The 16,624-nt window shown below is 64.1% G+C and carries 16 protein-coding genes; all 16 read left to right on the top strand.

The window, feature by feature from the left end:
- The first annotated feature begins 136 nt into the window (after positions 1–136).
- The 16 genes from WDC87_RS07345 to WDC87_RS07270 all read left to right on the top strand — a co-directional run bounded on the left by WDC87_RS07345 (position 137) and on the right by WDC87_RS07270 (position 16,624).
- Entirely contained in the window at positions 137–1,417 is a 1,281-nt protein-coding gene (locus tag WDC87_RS07345; RefSeq protein ID WP_301655163.1) for a DUF5906 domain-containing protein, read from the top strand.
- Between the two features lie 342 nt (positions 1,418–1,759).
- Positions 1,760–2,404 carry a hypothetical protein gene (locus WDC87_RS07340; protein ID WP_301655164.1) on the top strand — a complete coding sequence of 215 codons (645 nt, stop codon included), beginning with the start codon at positions 1,760–1,762 and terminating at the stop codon, positions 2,402–2,404.
- Complete coding sequence (locus tag WDC87_RS07335) at positions 2,401–4,326, top strand: phage terminase large subunit family protein (RefSeq protein ID WP_301655165.1); 1,926 nt, start codon at positions 2,401–2,403, stop codon at positions 4,324–4,326. Before WDC87_RS07340 ends, WDC87_RS07335 begins: the two co-directional genes overlap by 4 nt.
- A gap of 393 nt (positions 4,327–4,719) precedes the next feature.
- Positions 4,720–4,935, top strand: coding sequence for a hypothetical protein (locus WDC87_RS07330; protein WP_015994693.1), 216 nt, complete (start codon positions 4,720–4,722; stop codon positions 4,933–4,935).
- A gap of 1 nt (position 4,936) precedes the next feature.
- Positions 4,937–6,427: a phage portal protein gene (locus WDC87_RS07325; RefSeq protein WP_154348799.1), complete on the top strand. Its 1,491-nt coding sequence runs from the start codon at positions 4,937–4,939 to the stop codon at positions 6,425–6,427.
- A gap of 50 nt (positions 6,428–6,477) precedes the next feature.
- Positions 6,478–8,406: a prohead protease/major capsid protein fusion protein gene (locus WDC87_RS07320; protein ID WP_245884913.1), complete on the top strand. Its 1,929-nt coding sequence runs from the start codon at positions 6,478–6,480 to the stop codon at positions 8,404–8,406.
- 22 nt (positions 8,407–8,428) lie between these two features.
- Positions 8,429–8,794: a DUF2190 family protein gene (locus WDC87_RS07315; protein ID WP_301655166.1), complete on the top strand. Its 366-nt coding sequence runs from the start codon at positions 8,429–8,431 to the stop codon at positions 8,792–8,794.
- An 80-nt stretch (positions 8,795–8,874) separates the two neighbouring features.
- A complete protein-coding gene (locus WDC87_RS07310; RefSeq protein ID WP_301655167.1) occupies positions 8,875–9,306 on the top strand; it encodes a structural protein P5 in 432 nt (143 codons plus the stop codon).
- Positions 9,303–9,641 (top strand): hypothetical protein, encoded by a 339-nt coding sequence (locus tag WDC87_RS07305; RefSeq protein WP_257470822.1) that lies wholly within the window; start codon positions 9,303–9,305, stop codon positions 9,639–9,641. The genes WDC87_RS07310 and WDC87_RS07305 overlap by 4 nt, the downstream gene beginning before the upstream one ends.
- Positions 9,638–10,129 carry an endopeptidase gene (locus WDC87_RS07300; protein WP_257470821.1) on the top strand — a complete coding sequence of 164 codons (492 nt, stop codon included), beginning with the start codon at positions 9,638–9,640 and terminating at the stop codon, positions 10,127–10,129. Before WDC87_RS07305 ends, WDC87_RS07300 begins: the two co-directional genes overlap by 4 nt.
- The gene (locus WDC87_RS07295) at positions 10,126–10,461 is read left to right on the top strand and encodes a hypothetical protein (RefSeq protein ID WP_301655168.1); all 336 of its coding nucleotides are present in this window, start codon (positions 10,126–10,128) and stop codon (positions 10,459–10,461) included. Before WDC87_RS07300 ends, WDC87_RS07295 begins: the two co-directional genes overlap by 4 nt.
- Complete coding sequence (locus tag WDC87_RS07290) at positions 10,454–10,936, top strand: hypothetical protein (protein ID WP_301655169.1); 483 nt, start codon at positions 10,454–10,456, stop codon at positions 10,934–10,936. The genes WDC87_RS07295 and WDC87_RS07290 overlap by 8 nt, the downstream gene beginning before the upstream one ends.
- 13 nt (positions 10,937–10,949) lie before the next feature.
- Positions 10,950–11,750: a hypothetical protein gene (locus tag WDC87_RS07285; RefSeq protein WP_301655170.1), complete on the top strand. Its 801-nt coding sequence runs from the start codon at positions 10,950–10,952 to the stop codon at positions 11,748–11,750.
- 71 nt (positions 11,751–11,821) lie between these two features.
- Entirely contained in the window at positions 11,822–12,472 is a 651-nt protein-coding gene (locus WDC87_RS07280; protein WP_301655171.1) for a hypothetical protein, read from the top strand.
- Complete coding sequence (locus WDC87_RS07275) at positions 12,465–16,211, top strand: Laminin subunit alpha-2 (RefSeq protein WP_301655172.1); 3,747 nt, start codon at positions 12,465–12,467, stop codon at positions 16,209–16,211. The genes WDC87_RS07280 and WDC87_RS07275 overlap by 8 nt, the downstream gene beginning before the upstream one ends.
- Positions 16,208–16,624 carry a hypothetical protein gene (locus WDC87_RS07270; protein ID WP_262092889.1) on the top strand — a complete coding sequence of 139 codons (417 nt, stop codon included), beginning with the start codon at positions 16,208–16,210 and terminating at the stop codon, positions 16,622–16,624. Before WDC87_RS07275 ends, WDC87_RS07270 begins: the two co-directional genes overlap by 4 nt.

Below are 16,624 nucleotides of genomic sequence, written 5' to 3'. Positions count from 1 at the left end.
AACATGACCATGGTGATCACTCCTGAAATCCCCCGAGCAAAAGATGCTCAGGATGTGGGCTTCAGGTGGGTCAGTTTTACCCGCGCATCACCGCCGAAAGTGGGTCAGTTCTGGATGCGCGCCAACAAATGATCGCTTGGCCCCCATCCATTCGCTGACCGAGCTGCTCGATCGCTTTGCGTTGGTTTACGGGCAGGGCGGCACGGTGTTCGACCACAAAGAGCACATGCTGGTGGCCCTGGGCGACATGCGCGATGCTTGCGTGCGTAAGGAACTGCACCGCGCGTGGATGGAGCATTCGGATCGGTCGATCGTGCGTGTCCGCGAGGTCGACTTCGATCCCTCGGGCGAGAAGCCGGGCGTGACCTGCAATCTCTTCGCAGGCTGGCCGACGGTGCCGCAGGAGGGCAACTGCGACCGGCTGCTGCGCCTGCTCTGGCACATGTGCGGGAACGAGGCCAACCAGAAGGCGCTGTACGACTGGGTGGTCAAGTGGCTTGCGTACCCGTTGCAGCATCCGGGTGCCAAGATGAAATCGACCATCGTGATCCATGGTCCGCAGGGCACCGGCAAGAACATGTTCTTCGATGAGTACATGAAGCTTTACGGTGAGTACGGCCGCGTGCTTGACCAGGCCGCCCTAGAAGACAAGTTCAACGACTGGGCAAGCCGCAAGCTGTTCCTGCTGGCCGACGAAGTGGTTGCACGCACCGAGGTCTACCACCTCAAGAACAAGCTCAAGGCGCTGATCACCGGCGATCGCATCCGCATCAACCCGAAGAACATCCAGGCCTACGAGGAAGACAACCACGCCAACCTGGTCTTCCTCTCAAACGAGGCAATGCCGGTCGTGCTGGAGGAGGATGACCGCCGCCATGCGGTGATCTGGACGCCAGATAAGCTGAGCCAGGAGTTCTACTCCGAGGTGCTGTCCGATATCCGCAACGGTGCGACGGCGGCGCTGCACCACTACCTGCTGCAGGTTGACCTGACCGGCTTTACCAACGGCACCAATCCGCCGATGACGCAGGCCAAGGAAGAACTGATCGGCCTGAGCCAGGACAGCCCGCAGCGATTCCTGGACGAGCTCTACGGCGATGACATTCCGGGTCTGAAACCCATGCCGGCGCTGTCGAAGGAGTGGTACGAGGTCTACAAGGCCTGGTGCGCACGCGAAGGCATGCCACGCCCGGCGCCGTCACCAAAGTTCATCAACGCGCTGGTGCGCAAGCGCCAGATCCTTCATCCCGACCGAGCGCGGAAGCGCTACCAGATCGAGCAGACCGTCAACGGGCCTCATGGGTTCCTGATGCTGGGCGATTGCACGGTGCCTGACGGAAAGACAGAGGCCGCGTGGCTGGGGGACCAGGTCGTGTCATTCCGCCGCATGTACTCCGACTACAAGGCGCGTGCGTGAAGACTATGCCCATCAATGTGCGGTGCGTGCGGGATGTGCGGGCAGATGTGCGGGCAATGAACTGCCGTGAATCGCTTGCGGCAGTACGCGTGTGCGGGATGTGCGGGCATCGGCCTACATGGGCGGGCGCGTGCGCGAATGGGCATCGCTCTGCAACGCCCCGATGCGGCTCGCGTGCGTATATAGGTGACCGCACATCCCGCACACGCCGCACACGCCTTGTGCCGCGTGGATTCAGCGGCTATTGCATCCCGCACACACCGCCGCACAGCCCGCACATGTTCGCGCGCGCGCGTTTTTCCGCTTTAACAATCTTCGAAGGAAATGGAGAAGGGGGTAGCAATGGCTGAGGAAGACGTGACGATCACTGGCAAGGAGCTGGCCTCGCTGATCGGCTGCAAGCCGTCCTATGTGGTCGAGCTGAGGAAGAAGGGCAGGGTGGTGGTGGGTGAGGGCGGCAAGGGATTCCTGAAGGCCGCCTCCCTGGAGCTTTACGCTCGCACCGCAGACCCGGTCTATGCCGGTGTCGCCCAGCGCCACGCAGATGAGCGCGGTAGCGCGCTGGTGGGGAGCGGGGAGGGTGCCAATGCCGTCGACGCCGACACCGATGATGATGAAGATGACGGAGACGACGACGAAGCCAGGCCCTCACGCGCCGGCCGCCCTCAGACCCCGGACTCTGCGCGCAAGGCCAAGGCGCTCGCTGACAAGGCCGAGACCGACGCGCACATGGCCCACATCGCGCTGCAGAAGGAGCTGGGGCTGCTGCTGCCGCGCGCAGACGTGGAGGCGTTCCTCGCTGAGCATGCAACGACGTTCCGAGGTGCAATGGAGCGCTTGGCCGACACACTGGCGCCACAGCTCGCGGCAACGTTGGATGAGGCCGGGTGCCGGCGGCTGGTCTGGGATGAGGTGAGCCACGCCTTGGAAGAACTGAGCCAGGGCTTCCGCACGCTGGCGGCCAAGGCAGCGGAGGCTGTGGAATGATGGAGGCACAAAGCTGCCTGGCGTCGGTGCTGGCGCGCTCTCTGCAGCCGCGGCGGCCCATGAGCGTGTCGCAGTGGTGCGATGAGCACATGCGCCTTTCCACCAAGAGCGGCAGCAAGCCCGGGCGCTGGGTGACGGACCGAAACCCGCCGCTGCGTGAGCCGATGGACAACATGTCCGCCCGTAGTCCAGTGCATGACCAGGTCTGCATGTTCCCGATCCAGTTCGGCAAGAGCCAGCTGGCCACCAATGCCATGGCCTACTGGATGGACTATGCGCCGGGCCCGATGATGTACGCGCTGCCGGGTGAGGTGTCCATGAACAAGTGGATCGCCCAGAAGCTCAACCCGATGATCGAGGTGTGCGCAGCGGTCAAGAAAGCGCTGACCAGCACCGCCAGCCGCGACAGCGCGAACCAGCGCACGTTCAAGGACTTCGCCGGCGGCCAGCTGTTCGTGGAGCACATGGGCAGTCCGCAGCGCCTGAAGTCTTCGACGGTGAAGTACCTCCAGGTGGATGAGATCGATGAGGCGCCGCAGCAGCTTTCCACGGGCGACGATCCGGTGAAGATGCTGGACGGCCGCACGTCGTCCTTCCCGACTACCTACAAGCGCCAGTACATCAGCACGCCTGGCATCGCCGGACTCAGCCGGATCGCGAAGCTGTACGACAAGAGTGACCAGCGCCGCTATCACGTGCCGTGCCCCTACTGCGGCCATTACCAGGCGCTGCAGTGGAGTGGCCTGGTGTGGTCGCCCGATAAGAGCCACGCGTGGTACGCCTGTTGCGAGTGCGGTGTCGCCATCGAGGAACACTTCAAGACCGAGATGATCGCCAACGGGCGCTGGGTCGCGGCCAACCCTGACTCGCCCATTCGCGGCTACACCATCAACTGCCTCTACTACCAGTTCGGCCTGGGGCCGCGCTGGTTGGACCTGGTGAAGGAATGGCTGGAGGCGCAGGGCGATCCCGCTTCCCTAAAGACCTTCGTCAATGATCGCCTGGCCGAGACGTGGGAAGACCCGGCAATGCGGGCAGTGAAGCACAACGTCATCAAAGATCGCGCCGAGCCCTATGCGCTTCGCTCGGCTCCGCAAGGCGTGCTGGCTATCACCGTAGGAGTGGATACGCAGGACAACCGTCTTGCCGTTCATGTCGTCGGCTGGGGACGTGGTATGACCGCATGGACGCTGGACTATGTGGAGCTGCAGGGCGATCCGGCCGAGGAAGCGGTGTGGGTAGCCCTGACCGATCTGCTCAACCGCGCAATCGAGCGCGACGATGGCGCGCTGCTCCGGCCGATGGCAGTGGCCATCGACGCTGGTGGTCACCGCACCGAGGCCGTCAAAAACTACGTCCGTCAGCGGCGCATCACCCGACCAATGTGCATCTTTGGTGCTGTACCCAACAACGCTCCCGTTCTGTCCAAGGGCAAGCTGGCTGACGTCACCTGGAAGGGCAAGACTGACAAGCGCGGCATCACCATCAACCACGTGGGCACCGTTGCAGCCAAGCACTACCTCTACAGCCGTCTGTCGGCTGACGCCGAGCGTAAGCCCGAGAATCGCATGGTCCACCTCAGTGACCAGCTGCCGGATGAGTTCTTCCCAGGCCTGGTGTCGGAGGTCTACAACCCTGTTAAGAATCGCTTTGAGAAGAAGGTGACCCGAAACGAGCCGTTGGACACATGGGTGTATGCCTACGCGGCGACCCATCACCCAGAGGTCCGCATCAACCGCTTCACGCGTTCCGATTGGGACCTTTTGGAACAAAGGCTGGCTGCGCCACCAAGCGTGAACGTTTCACGCGAAACGCAAGGTGCTGCGTCGGAGGCCGACACGTCCACTGATTCCCGTGAAACATCGAGTGTGCCTCGCCGGCAACGTCCCGCGCAGCCTCGCAGCACGGGGAGGCAGTGGTGAGCAGGAACACAGTCCGAAGCAAGGTACGAATCAGTGAGCTGACGGAGGAGCTCGCGGTCGGCGCCGCGCTACGCCTGCGATGTGATAGCGACGATATACGCAGCGTTGTGGAGGCCGTGGTGGCCTACCTTGTCGAGGAGTACCCAGCACAGGATCTGTACATCCCCGCCAGCATGCAAATCAGTGCCTACCCTGTGGATGAGATCCGAAAGGGGATGCAGCAACAGGAGTCTGTACGGTCGCTGTGCAGGAGGTTCAGGATTGACAGACGGACGCTGTACCGCTTGCTGGATGAGCCTTGCGCCAATGAGTAGGGGGTGCGGGTGAGTTCCCCGAGACTCACCCGCACTTGATCAGGAAACTTGCATCCATGATCTCGCGGATGCCTCACTGATGAGCTGGACCAAAGACGATGTGCAGAGGCTGAAGGCCGCCATCGCCAGCGGTCAGTTGTCCGTTCGGCATGGTGATCGTCAGATCACGTATCAGTCCGTCGAAGCCATGTTGACGGCATTGGACCGCATGGAAGCTGAGGTTGCCGCCACGACGGCTGGCCGACGGAAGTCGGCCACACGCCGCTACCGCTTCACGACGCTGAGGGGCTTCTGACATGGCGGCCTCGCTGCTGGACAGGGTCATCGGCGCCATTTCTCCGCAGGCAGCACTGAAGCGTCACCGCGCCAGAGCAACGCTGGACGCGGTACGTGCCTACGAGGGCGCTTCACGCACTGACGGTTGGCGTGTTCGTAGGGCGGGGGCCAGCGCGAACACCGATCACCTGGCAGACGCCCGCGAGCTGCGCAACCGGGCTCGGGCGCTGGTGCAGAACGTTCCGTACTGCGCGCGGTCCCTCCAGGTGCTGGTGAGCGCAACGATCGGGACCGGAATTACTCCCAAGGCCGAAGGCCCAAACGCTTCCGCGCTGGACATCCTGTGGGGCCGCTGGGCCGATGTGGCGGATGCTGATGGAAAGTCGGACATCTACGGCCTCATGGCTACCGCGTATCGCGCGATGGAGCAGGACGGCGAAGTCATGATTCGCCGCCGCACCAGGCGTCAGTCGGACGGTCTCGCAGTCCCGCTGCAACTTCAGGTACTGGAGATTGACTGGCTGGACGGGAACAAGAACGGGTCTGCGTCTGGCGGTGGTCAGATCATCAACGGCATTGAGTACGACGCGATCGGTCGGATTCGCGGCTACTGGTTGTTCGGAGCGCATCCCGGTGAGGCTGTGCGTGGCTCTGTACGCTTGAGCAGTTCGTTGGTGCCGGCATCCGACATCATCCACCTCTACAACCCCGTCCGCCCCGGGCAGGGACGCGGCATTACGCGCTTCGCCCCGGTGATCGCGCGAGTGCGCGATCTGATGCTGTACGAAGACGCCGAGCTCGCGCGTAAGAACCTGGAAGCGCGGCTTGGTGTGATCGTCAGTGGCGACATCGACTCGATGTCCAACGCGGACGATGACGGCCCTTCGCAGCTCGGCTCAGATCGCGACCAGGTCACCGACCTTGGGCCACTGCCCAGCGGTGGCGTCACCCACATCACTGGTGCCACGGCGTTCCAGACTGTCGAGCCAAAGCCGGCAGGGGGCTACGTCGAGTATTGCAAGTTTAACGCGCACATCATCACTGCTGGCATCGGTGTCCCGTACGAGTCGGCCACCGGTGATATGCGTGAGGTGAACTTCTCCAGTGCCCGCATCCGGCAGATGGAGTTCCGTCGTGATTGCGAGCAGATGCAGTGGCTGGTGCTAGTCCCGCAGATGTGTAAGCCGATCTGGCGCTGGTTTGACGAAGCAGCTGCGCTTGGCGGTGGGGTCCGTTCCACGGGAAGCACTGCCGACTGGAGCACGCCGCGCTGGGACTACGTCAACCCCAAGCAGGACATCGAATCGGAAATCGCAGCGATGGGCGCCGGTCTCAACTCCCCCAGTGAGGCGCTGCGTCGGCGTGGCTACGACCCGGATGCGGTGTACGTCGAGATGGGCAAGGACTTCAAGCGGATGAAAGAGACCGGCGCCCTCGGTCTGATGACTTTCCTTCAATCCAGTGGCGCCCGGACCGGCCTGGTCGACGCCTCAACAACCAACGAGGAATGACCATGCCCCAGCCAATCCAGGCTCCGACGCAGGACGGTACGACGCGCCTCATGCCCCCGCAGCTGCGTGAGGCCAAGCTGCAGCCGACCAGCTTCGATAGCGAGGCACGCACGATCGAACTCCAGTGGACCGCCGGTACCCGAGTGCGCCGCTACGACTGGTGGAATGACACGTACTACTGGGAGGAGCTGGTCGTTGATGAGGCTGCCTGCAACATGGAGCGTCTGTCGTCTGGCGCTGCACCGGTCCTGGACAGCCATAACACCTGGGGCATCGGCTCACAGATGGGTGTGGTTGATCGCGCCTGGCTCTCCAATGGTGAAGGCCACGCCCTTATCCGTCTCTCCGGCCGCGAGGAGCTGGCCGGCGTAATCGCCGATATCGGTGCCGGAATCATTCGCAATATCTCGGTTGGTTACACCGTGCAGCGCTATGAGATCGAGCGCGCCGTCAACCCCGGCGATTTGCCGATCTACCGCGCGGTGGAGTGGACGCCGAGCGAGATCAGCTTCGTCACTGTGCCGGCCGACCCGGCAGCAGGTACCCGCAGCAATCAACCCGCACAGGGGACCCCCTGTGTATTCACCCGTAGCGCATCGTCGCAGGAGCACACCATGCCTCAGCCCGCCGCCCGCGCCGCCGAATCGGCGGTCCAGCAGGAACCCATCAACAACACCCCGGCTCCGGCAGCGCCGGCCGCAGCTCAGGCTCCGGAAGGTGACACGCGCGCAGCCGACATCGTGGAGCTGGCAGCTCGCCACGGCCAGACCGAGCATGCAGCTGGCTGGATTCGCGCTGGTCACTCGGTCGACCACGTGCGTGGCCTGATCTTGACCACGCTGGAGCAGCGCGACGCCGCTGCTGGCGGCAACATCAACCGCATCAGCGTCACCGAGGACGAGCAGGATCTGCAGCGCTCCGCTGTGACGCATGCGCTGCTGCACCGAGCCCAGGTGATCGATCCCGCAACCAAGCGGATCTTCGCGCTCACCGGTGACAATCCAGTGCGCGGCCTGACCCTGATGGATCTGGCCCGTCGTAGCCTGGAGCGCTGCGGCGTACGCACCGATGGCATGGCGAAGCTGGAGCTGGTCGGCCGCGCGTTCACGCAGAGCGGAAGTGACTTCCCGGTGCTGCTCGAAAGCACGATGCACAAGGCGCTGCAGGCGGCCTACGCCGTTGCGCCGGACACCTGGTCCCGCTGGTGCGTCACCGGCACCGTCAGTGATTTCCGCGAGCATTCGCGCTACCGCGTGGGCAGCATTGGCAACCTGGACAAGCTGACCGAGGCTGGCGAGTTCAAGAACAAGAAGATCCCGGACGGCGAGAAGGCAACCATCACCGCTGGCACCAAGGGCAACACCATCAACCTGACGCGTCAGGCGATCATCAACGACGACCTGGGTGCGTTCCTCGGCTTGGCGACCGCCTTCGGTCGTGCCGCAAAGCGGACCATTGAGGCCGACGCGTATGCGTTCCTCGCCAGCAATCCGAAGCTGGATTCCAACAAGACGCTGTTCCACGCCGACCACGGCAACATCCTGGCGGCAGCAGTGCCGAGCGTCACCTCGGTCGACGCGATGCGCGTCCAGCTGGCCCAGCAGAAGGACGTGGGCGGGAATGATGTGCTGGATCTGTCGCCGGCACTCTGGCTCGGTCCGACCAAATACGGCAGTGCCGCGCGTGTCACCAACAAGGCCGAGTACGACCCGGACGCTGAAGGGAAGCTGCAACGCCCGAACGCTGTGCAGGGTCTCTTCCGCGACATCGTCGACACCGCGCGCATCAAGGACGACAAGTGGTACCTGTTCGCCGATCCGAACGACTGTCCGGCCATCGAGGTCGCATTCCTTGATGGGATCACCGAACCCTTCCTGGACTACGAGGAAGGCTTCACCGTCGACGGTGTGCGCTGGAAGGCCCGCCTCGATTTCGGCATTGCCGCCCTCGACTATCGCGGCGTGCAGCGCTGCGGCTGATCCCCAACTGGAGCACTGAGACATGGCACAGAACTTCGTATCCGATGGGGACGTGATCCCCTGGACCAACACCACCGAACAGCAGGTTGCATCGGGTCAGGCGGTTGTCGTCGGTCATCAGCTGGGGGTTGCCCTGGTCAACGTCGCCGCCGGCGCGACGGGCAGCGTAGCCCTGGGCGGCGTGTTCACGCTGCCGAAGGTGCCGACGGCGGTCTTCGAGCAGGGTGAAAAGCTGGTGTGGAGCGCAAGCGCCAAGGCAGTCGATGGTAGTTCCGCGACTGTCGTGGCCGGCGACATCACCGGCGCAGCGTTCGCCTGGGCCGCCGGCTCCACCGGCCAGACGACGGCCGAAGTCCGGCTTTCGCCCGGCAACGCCACCAAGGCGTAATCAAACTGGCCGGCACCGCTCACAGATGCCCGGGTGGCGTGAGCGGTGCCGGTTCTTCCACAGCGACAACGGGGGATCGCATGGGCACCACCAGCTCGCCGCGCGGCGTACGCAACAACAATCCTGGCAATATCGACCGCACCAGCACGCCGTGGCAGGGTGAGGATCGGTCCGCCGCAGCAATCGCCCGCGAACAGCGCTTCTGCGTGTTCCTGACCCCGCAAGCCGGGTTCCGAGCCTTGGCAAAGACGCTGCTCACTTACCAGCGCAAGCATGGCCTGCGCACGGTGAAGGAGATCATCGGACGCTGGGCACCACCGGTGGAGAACGATACGGGCGCTTACGTCCGACAGGTTGCGGCGGCGGTCGGCGTGTCGCCGTTGGAAGTGATTCGCCTGGATAACCCTGTGACCTTGGGGCGACTCGCGACCGCCATTGCCAAACACGAGAACGGCGGCATGTACTGGAGTGCAGACGTGGTTGCTGCCGGCGTCGCCGAGGCGCTGAAGTGATCGGGGGCGCAGAAGGCTCTGGCGCGCCTTGGTGGCTGGCCGCCAGCGCAGTAGCGCTGTGGCTCCTCCGGGAAACGTGGGGTGCGGTTCTGGCGCGCCGCAAGGAGCGCACCGAGACCGATGCCAACGTAGATCTGCTCAACGGGCTCGTTGAGCGGGTCAAGTCGTTGGAAGCCTCCCAGGCGGAGGTGGTCAAGCAGTACAACGAGGAGGTTCGCTTGCGCATGAAGGCGCAAGAGGATGCTCATAGGTTGAGGCTTCGTGTCATCTCGCTGGAGTCCGCTCTCAAGCAGTTGGGGGTGGTCGTGCCTCCCGTCGAGGAGCCTGTGGCATGAATCGGGTGCTTCTGGCGCTGCTGCTTGGCTTGAGCGTGCTGGTCATTTGGCAGAGGGGTTCGGTCGCTCAAGCGCACCGGGCTGCCGACATCGCCTCCGCAGCCCGAGACGAAGCTCGAGATGAGCGTGATGCCGCTGCGACGGCACTGGCTCACGCGAATGACGTGCTTGCAGCGGAACGCGCCAACGCTCAAGCCGCCAATCACTTGGCGGCCACATATGAAAGGGAGAAGGACGATGCACAGAAAGCATCTGATCGCCTTATTGCTGATCTACGCGATGGCAACCAGCGCCTGCACCAGCGCTGGCAAGCGACCGTCGCCACCGCCGAGCTGTCCGCAGCCGCCGCTGCCGCCAGCCAGCCTGATGGTCGAGCCGACGACCGAATTGAGAGTGCGGGCCGAGCTGTTGGCGCCGCCGCCCAGTGCGACGCACAAGTGAGGGGGCTTCAGGCCTACGCGCTGCTCTGTTCGCGAGGTGCCCGGTGAACGAGCCCGATTTCCTACGCGATCTGGATGGCACGTTGCACGCCGCCTTTACGCTGGCGGGCATGGCGTCGCGAGGTCGGTACACGGCCAAGGATGGTGCGGCAACCGAGGGTGTGCGTGCCTACGTGGAGCGGGACGTTGAGACCATCGGTGAACTGCGCCAGTTCAGGGCCGGGCGTGTGGAGATCGCGTACCTGCGTTCGGACGTAGCGCCTGACCAGGGCGATCGCTTCGAGCTGGTTTCGAGCGCGTTCGGTACGGAGGTCTTCGTCAATAGCAAGAAGATCAGCGATGACGGCTCGCAGAGCCGCTGGTTGGTGACCCGTGTCTGACCTGGCAGAGCCGCTGTCGTGGCAGCTGGTGGAGTTCCTGGCTGCTCGTGTCCGCCTGATCTTGCGCAGCAGTGGCTTCCGCACTGACATTGGTGCGGGCGCCGTGATCATCGATGAAACCGAGATCAGCGAGAACTGCACCGAGCCGGCAACGATCATCTCTGTCCGCCAGCTTTCGCGCAGTGGCGGCGGTGTGGCCCAGTCCAGCTCCGATGCGGCCATCACCATCGAGTTCGAAGTTCCGCGTGGCAGCGATGAAGCGAATCCCAGGCTGCTCGTTCATCGCGCGCGCCACGACCTGATTCGCGCCCTGACGTTCAAAGAGAAGTCGCTGCCGCTGGGGGTGACCAGCTTCGAACTGCTGGAAACCCAGCTGGCGACCCTGGAGGACGATGCCGGGCATACCGCCGTAGTCGCTCAGATCACCGCGCGGGCTGGTCTGACCGAGACCTTTGAGCCCGTGTCCAACCCGTAAAGGAACCAGAACCATGGCACAGCCCAAAGTCCGTAAATTCGCAGGTGACCTGCGCTTCTGGGAGCACGGCGCCGAGGGCGTTCGCGTCCCCGTCATTCCCGAGCCCGCCGACAAGTTCGGTAACCAGCCCCTGGAGCAGTCCTCGCTGACCTTCAGCTACGAAGCCGGCGATTCAGTGGAGATCAAGAGCAAGCGCCGCGATGCTCGCTATCAGCAGATCATCCACAAGGATTCGAATCCGGGCGTCACCAACGTCTCGATTACCGCGCTGGAAGTGCCGACGGCCTTCCTGGCTCGCATGCTGTACGGCACTCTGGTCAACACCACTGTGGCAGCCGGCTCGGCCACCGCTGTGTCGGTCATTGTTGGCAGCGTGGATACCCCCGTGAAGCTGCCGCACAACTTCATCGAAGCAACGCCGGCGCCGGCGTTCAAGAAGGGCGCAGTGGACCTGGTGAAGGGCGCCGACTATGACCTCGACCCCCGCCATGGTCTGTTGATCCCCAAGAAGGGTGGCGCGCTGCAGGCCGGTGATGTTGTGACGGCCGACTACAACTTCGATGCCTACCTGGAAACCGCAATCAGCGGCGGCACCACCCCGAGCAAGTCGTTCCAGATCCTGGGCGACATGCAGGACCGCATTAGTGGCGACGAAGGCCTGCTGACCATTCCCAACGTCGACCTGACCGTCGATGGTGACGTTGACTGGTTCAGTGACGAGCCGATCCAGGTGACCCTGACCGGCCCGGTCATCTTCCAGGCCGGCGAGACCGATCTCTACACCTTCAAGATCGCAGCGCAGTCGGCCGGCTGAGCGTGCTGGTGACCCCAGCGAGGGGAGGGCGCCGGGAGGGCGCCCTCCCGGTTTGACACAGGAAAGGCACCGTGGCGTCCAATCGCAGTAACAACCTGCTCAAGTACTACGCCAGCGGCCGGCGGGCAAAAGGCTTGCATGGCCTGACGGACCTGGCTGGCGAGGTGCTGAATCGGTACGACCTGTCGGTGCAGCGGGCGTTCATTGGTCTGCAGCGCCGGGCTGGGCCGGCTACTGCGCAGGAGGTCCGTGCCTCCTACAACATCCGCGCCTCTGCGCTGCGCGGGATGTATCGCGTAGAAACGGGCGAGCGCGGCTACAGCACCGGTAAGCGTGGCAGAGACGACTTCCTTTCGATCTGGGCCAGCACGCGGCAGATCTCGCTGATCGAGTTCGGCGGGCGCTGGGCTGGCCGCAATTCCCGAGGTGCCACGGCGGGCATTGGCGTGGGCGAATCGAAGACGTACGACGGTGCCTTCATCGCCACGATCAAGGGCCGAAAGGCCATCCGTGTGCGCACCTGGGATAGGGCGCAGCAAAAGCGCCACGGCCGTGGCCCCGTTCGCATCCTCCGAGGGCCAAGCCCGTTCGAGATGCTCTCGGGTGCTGATGGCAACAGCCGCGCCTTGGAGGCCCGTCGCCGGCTGATCGAGCGCTTTCACACCACCTACCTGACTGAACTGCGCCGCCAGTGGCGCGTCAACGGAAGCTCCAATGGCTGATCGGCTGGAAGAAGCAATTCGGGTCGTCATCGAAACGCAGGGCCGCGAGGGCGTGGATGAGCTGCGCGCCGCGTTTGGCGATCTGGGGGATGTTTCGGTCGAGACCGCTGGCAAGGCGACGAAGCTGCTCGACTCTCTCACTGGGCTGAACGAGGCAGCGGCCAAAGCGGATGCCTTCGACGGCATGCTGGCCGATCTCGCAGAGCTGGAAAGGCAGTTTGATGACAATCAGAAGGCCGCGCTGGCGCTCAGCCTTGGCATCGGGGAGATGGAAAAGCCGTCCCGCGAGGTGCTGGCAGCCCAGCGCGATCTACGTAAGGAGGGCGAGCGCCTGAAAAAGGCGCTCAACGAGCAATGGGACGCCGTAGGCAAAGCCGACGACGAGCTTTCTTCGCTCGGCATCCACACCGCGAACCTGGCCGATCACCAGCAGCGCCTGCGTATCGAGGCGACCCGCAGCGCGGCAGCGCTCACTGAGCAGGCCCGGGCTGCCGCAGCAGAGGCTGAAGCGGGGCGTCGGCGCAAGCAGCAGATCGATGAGGCAGAGGCTGCCTTCCGCAGGCAGGCCACTACCAGCAAAGCAGCGGCAAAGTCCTTGGCCGAGTACCAGGAGCGCGCCGCTGATGCCGCCGCCGGCAGCGGCGACCTGGCGGACGCCACGGAGAGCACTGTCAGCTGGTTCGGCAGACTCAAGGCAGTCGCCGCTGGTGCGATCGCGTTCGTCGGCCTGAACCGAGTGGTTGACGGCATCAAGGCCATCGTGAAGGAGGGCAGCGACGCTGAGCAGGAACTGGCTCAGCTGGAAGCGGCCTTGCACGCCACGGGTCGCACCAGCGAGTTCACTGCGCAGAGCTTGGCCGCCATGCGCCAGCAGCTGCAGAGTGGGCTTTTCGATGATGGGCAGATCAGCGCCGCCCAGGTCCGCCTGCTGTCGTACACCAACATCGTGGGCGAGCAGTTCCCGGCGGCGATGCAGATCACCATCGACCAGGCCCAGCGGCTGGGCATGTCGCTGGAGCAGTCTGCCGAGGTCGTAGGCAAGGCGCTGCAGACGCCGTCGAAGGCAATGGAGAGCCTGAGCAAGCAGGGCTTTACGCTGGATGACAGCCAGAAGTCGCTGATCAAGAGCCTGGAAGCTACCGGGCAGGTGGCAAAGGCGCAGGCCATCATCCTCGACCTGCTGGCGGAATCCTATGGCGGCGCTGCCGCCGCCGCGAAGGTGGGCACCATCGCCGGCCTGTGGAAGACGGCCACCGATCGCTTCAAGGACTGGAAACAGGAAGTCGCCGACCAAGGCGTGCTGACCTACTTCAAGGAACAGCTCACCACCCTGCTGACCACGCTGGATCGACTTGCCGCCGATGGCAGCCTGTCCCGCTGGGCCAAGCGGACCGCCCAGGCCATCATCACCACGGCAGAGGCGGTGAAGGGCGCGACGCAGTGGGTTGTAGACCATGCTCGTGTGATCGGCCTGATGGCTGCTGCGTATGCGCAGTTCAAGATCGTAGGGGCCTTGCTCCAGCTGAACGCATGGCGCGCAGCGTTGATCGCGACCACGAACGCGCAGATTGCCAACAATGCAGCGGTCGCAAGCGGCAGTCGGGGTATCGGTCGGTTCGGCGCGTTGTTGCGGGGCATGCCGAAGGTAGTACCCATCACGGTGGCCGTGCTGGGATTGGAAGCGGCGATAGGTGGTCTGGATGTCCTCAAGACCGTGGCGCAGGATATCTGGAAGCAGCACGACCCGGCGCTGAAGCGCGCCGGTGAAGCGCAGCGGGTTTATATCAGCCAGGTGCGCGACTCCGCGCTGCAACTTCGTCAGCAGGCGGTGTCCTTCGTTGCATACCGTGACGTGGTCCTCAAGTCGGCCGAGGAAGTTGCCAAGCTCGGTGAGGCCGAGCGGCAGGCCTACGAGAAGCGGCTGTCGGGCCTGGAGCAGTACCTCACTGCGCAGGAAGGATTCCTGCTGATGCAGCAGAAGGCCGGCGTCGCATCGGCAGAGCAACTGCAGCAGCTCGGTCAGGTCACGCAGCGGCTGCTGGATGTCTCCACGGGCTTCTCCTCCCTGCGGACTGGTGTGAAGACCGCTGCTGATGCGCTCGCAAATGGAATTGGCGGTGCGGCCCAGCAGGTTGTGGCGCAGCTCAACGGAATTGATGGCAACGCAAAGCTGGCAGCGGAGTCGATCCGCAAGATGTTCTCAGGACTCAACTTCGCCGATACGGCTAGCCTCGGCTCGGTAGGCGAAGCGCTGGGCTTCATTGCCACTCAAGGTGCTGCGGCCGAGCGAAACGTGCGTGATGGCCTCCTCGCGACGCTGCAGCAGCTGTCAGGTGAAGAGCTCGCCCGGTTCCAAGGTGCGACGCAAGCGGCATTCAACTCGCTGCCGCAGGCGGCAGTGAACGTAGCGGCGGTGCTGCAAACCACCCTGCTTGCCGCGATGACCAAGCTGGGCGTGGCCTCGGGCCAGCTTGGGGTCAGTTTCACCCAGGCTGGCCGTGATACGATCGCCGCTTTCGGGGCAATCACCGAGAACGCAGTGGCGACCAGCGCCCAGATCGAGACTGCCTTCAAGGCAGCGCTGGGCAACGTCGCCACGCTGGACGAGGCGCGCACTCTCGGCAATCTACTGCAAGCGGCTGGCGAGCAGGGGCGGGTCGGCTTCGATTCGGCGGCCCGCGCCGCCGCCGCACTGCGTGCCCGGCTTCGAGAGATCGAGGCCGGGCTGAACCCCCTCACCGATGAATTCCAACGTCTTGGCATCCAGTCGCAGCAGTCGTTGAACGCCGCGCGTGACTCGGCTTGGGAGGCGTTCGAGACCATCCGCAAGGGCGCTGCCAGTGGCAAAGCGTCTGTCGAGGACGTGCGCCGTGCGTTCAGAGCGTATGCCGATACCGCCAAGGCTGCTGTGGCCGACAGTGACGCATGGCGCCGGAACCAGGTGCAGTCGCAACTGGATGTGCAGGGCGCCATCTACGAGACGGGTGACGCATTGGGCGAACTTGGCACGAAGGGCGAGTCGGCTATGGGGCGCGTGGAGCAGGGCGCGCAGAAGGTCACAGGTGCCCTGAAAGAGGTCAAGCAGGCGTCTGATGAGGCGGGTAGTGGCGTGGAGCGAGTGGCTGCCGGCGCCGCTGCGGCCGGCGACAACCTCGGTAACGCATCCTCAGCCGCCCGTGGATTCTCCCTCAACATGGGAGAAATCTCCGACAAGACCCGAGAACTGCTGGGTCAAATGAGCGGGCCGAACAGCCTGCAGCAATTCGCGAACATCTGGAATTCTCTCTACCGACAGCGTCAGGACCTGGCGAAGTACACGGAGGAACAGAAGAAGCTGCTGGACGGCATGGACGAGATCTCCGGAAAGCGGCAGGAGCTTGCCGAGCGCTTCGACCTGGTTGGCGCTGGTGAGCTTGACGCCATCGTTCAGCTCGAAAACCAGATCGAGGCCAAACGATTGGAGAAGGAGCGTGCGGCAAAACAGGCAGCCGAAGAGCGCCGCAAGGCAGCCTTGGCCGAGGCTGAGGCGCAAGCCAGGGCCGACGCATCGCGGATCCAGGCTGGCGATACGAAAGAGCAGGTTCTCACGATTGACTGGAAGGCTCCCAGCAAAGAAGTGGTGGCTGGTGCAACTGCTGCAGAAATCCAACAGGCCGAGCGCATCGCAGGGCTGGTCGCCCCCATCGTGCTGCGGAAGATTGAGCGAAGCCGCGCGGTATCGATCCGGGGGCCGCGATGAGCCGGGTCGTCCTCGCCGGGGTCGAGCTTCCGGCAGATCTGCAATGGACGGACGAATTCACTGCTTGGCGTGTCGGGCAGCAGGTTCGCCACAGCTTGAGCGGGGCGCTGATCGTCCAGGAGTCTGCGCGGCAGGCAGGCCGCCCGATCACGCTACAGACCACGCGCGATGGGCAGGCATACGTCGCCCCCATCCAGCTGGACGTGCTGCGCCAGCTGCAGTCCCTGACCGAGCAGCTCCAGGTAGCGCCGATGCACCTGATCCTGCCGGCCCACAACGGCGGCGAGCGCACGTTCCAGGTGCGGTGGCTGCGCACGGATGGGTCTGCGCTGGATGCCCAGCCGCTGCGCTTCGCCACTCCTGCCATTGATGCCGACTACTTCTCCATCACCCTTCGCCTTATGACGGTCTGA

It is taken from the genome of Stenotrophomonas maltophilia group sp. Smal12 (genome assembly GCF_037079935.1).
Classification (GTDB): Bacteria; Pseudomonadota; Gammaproteobacteria; order Xanthomonadales; family Xanthomonadaceae; genus Stenotrophomonas; species Stenotrophomonas sepilia.
This window is presented reverse-complemented; position numbering and strand designations above follow the sequence as displayed.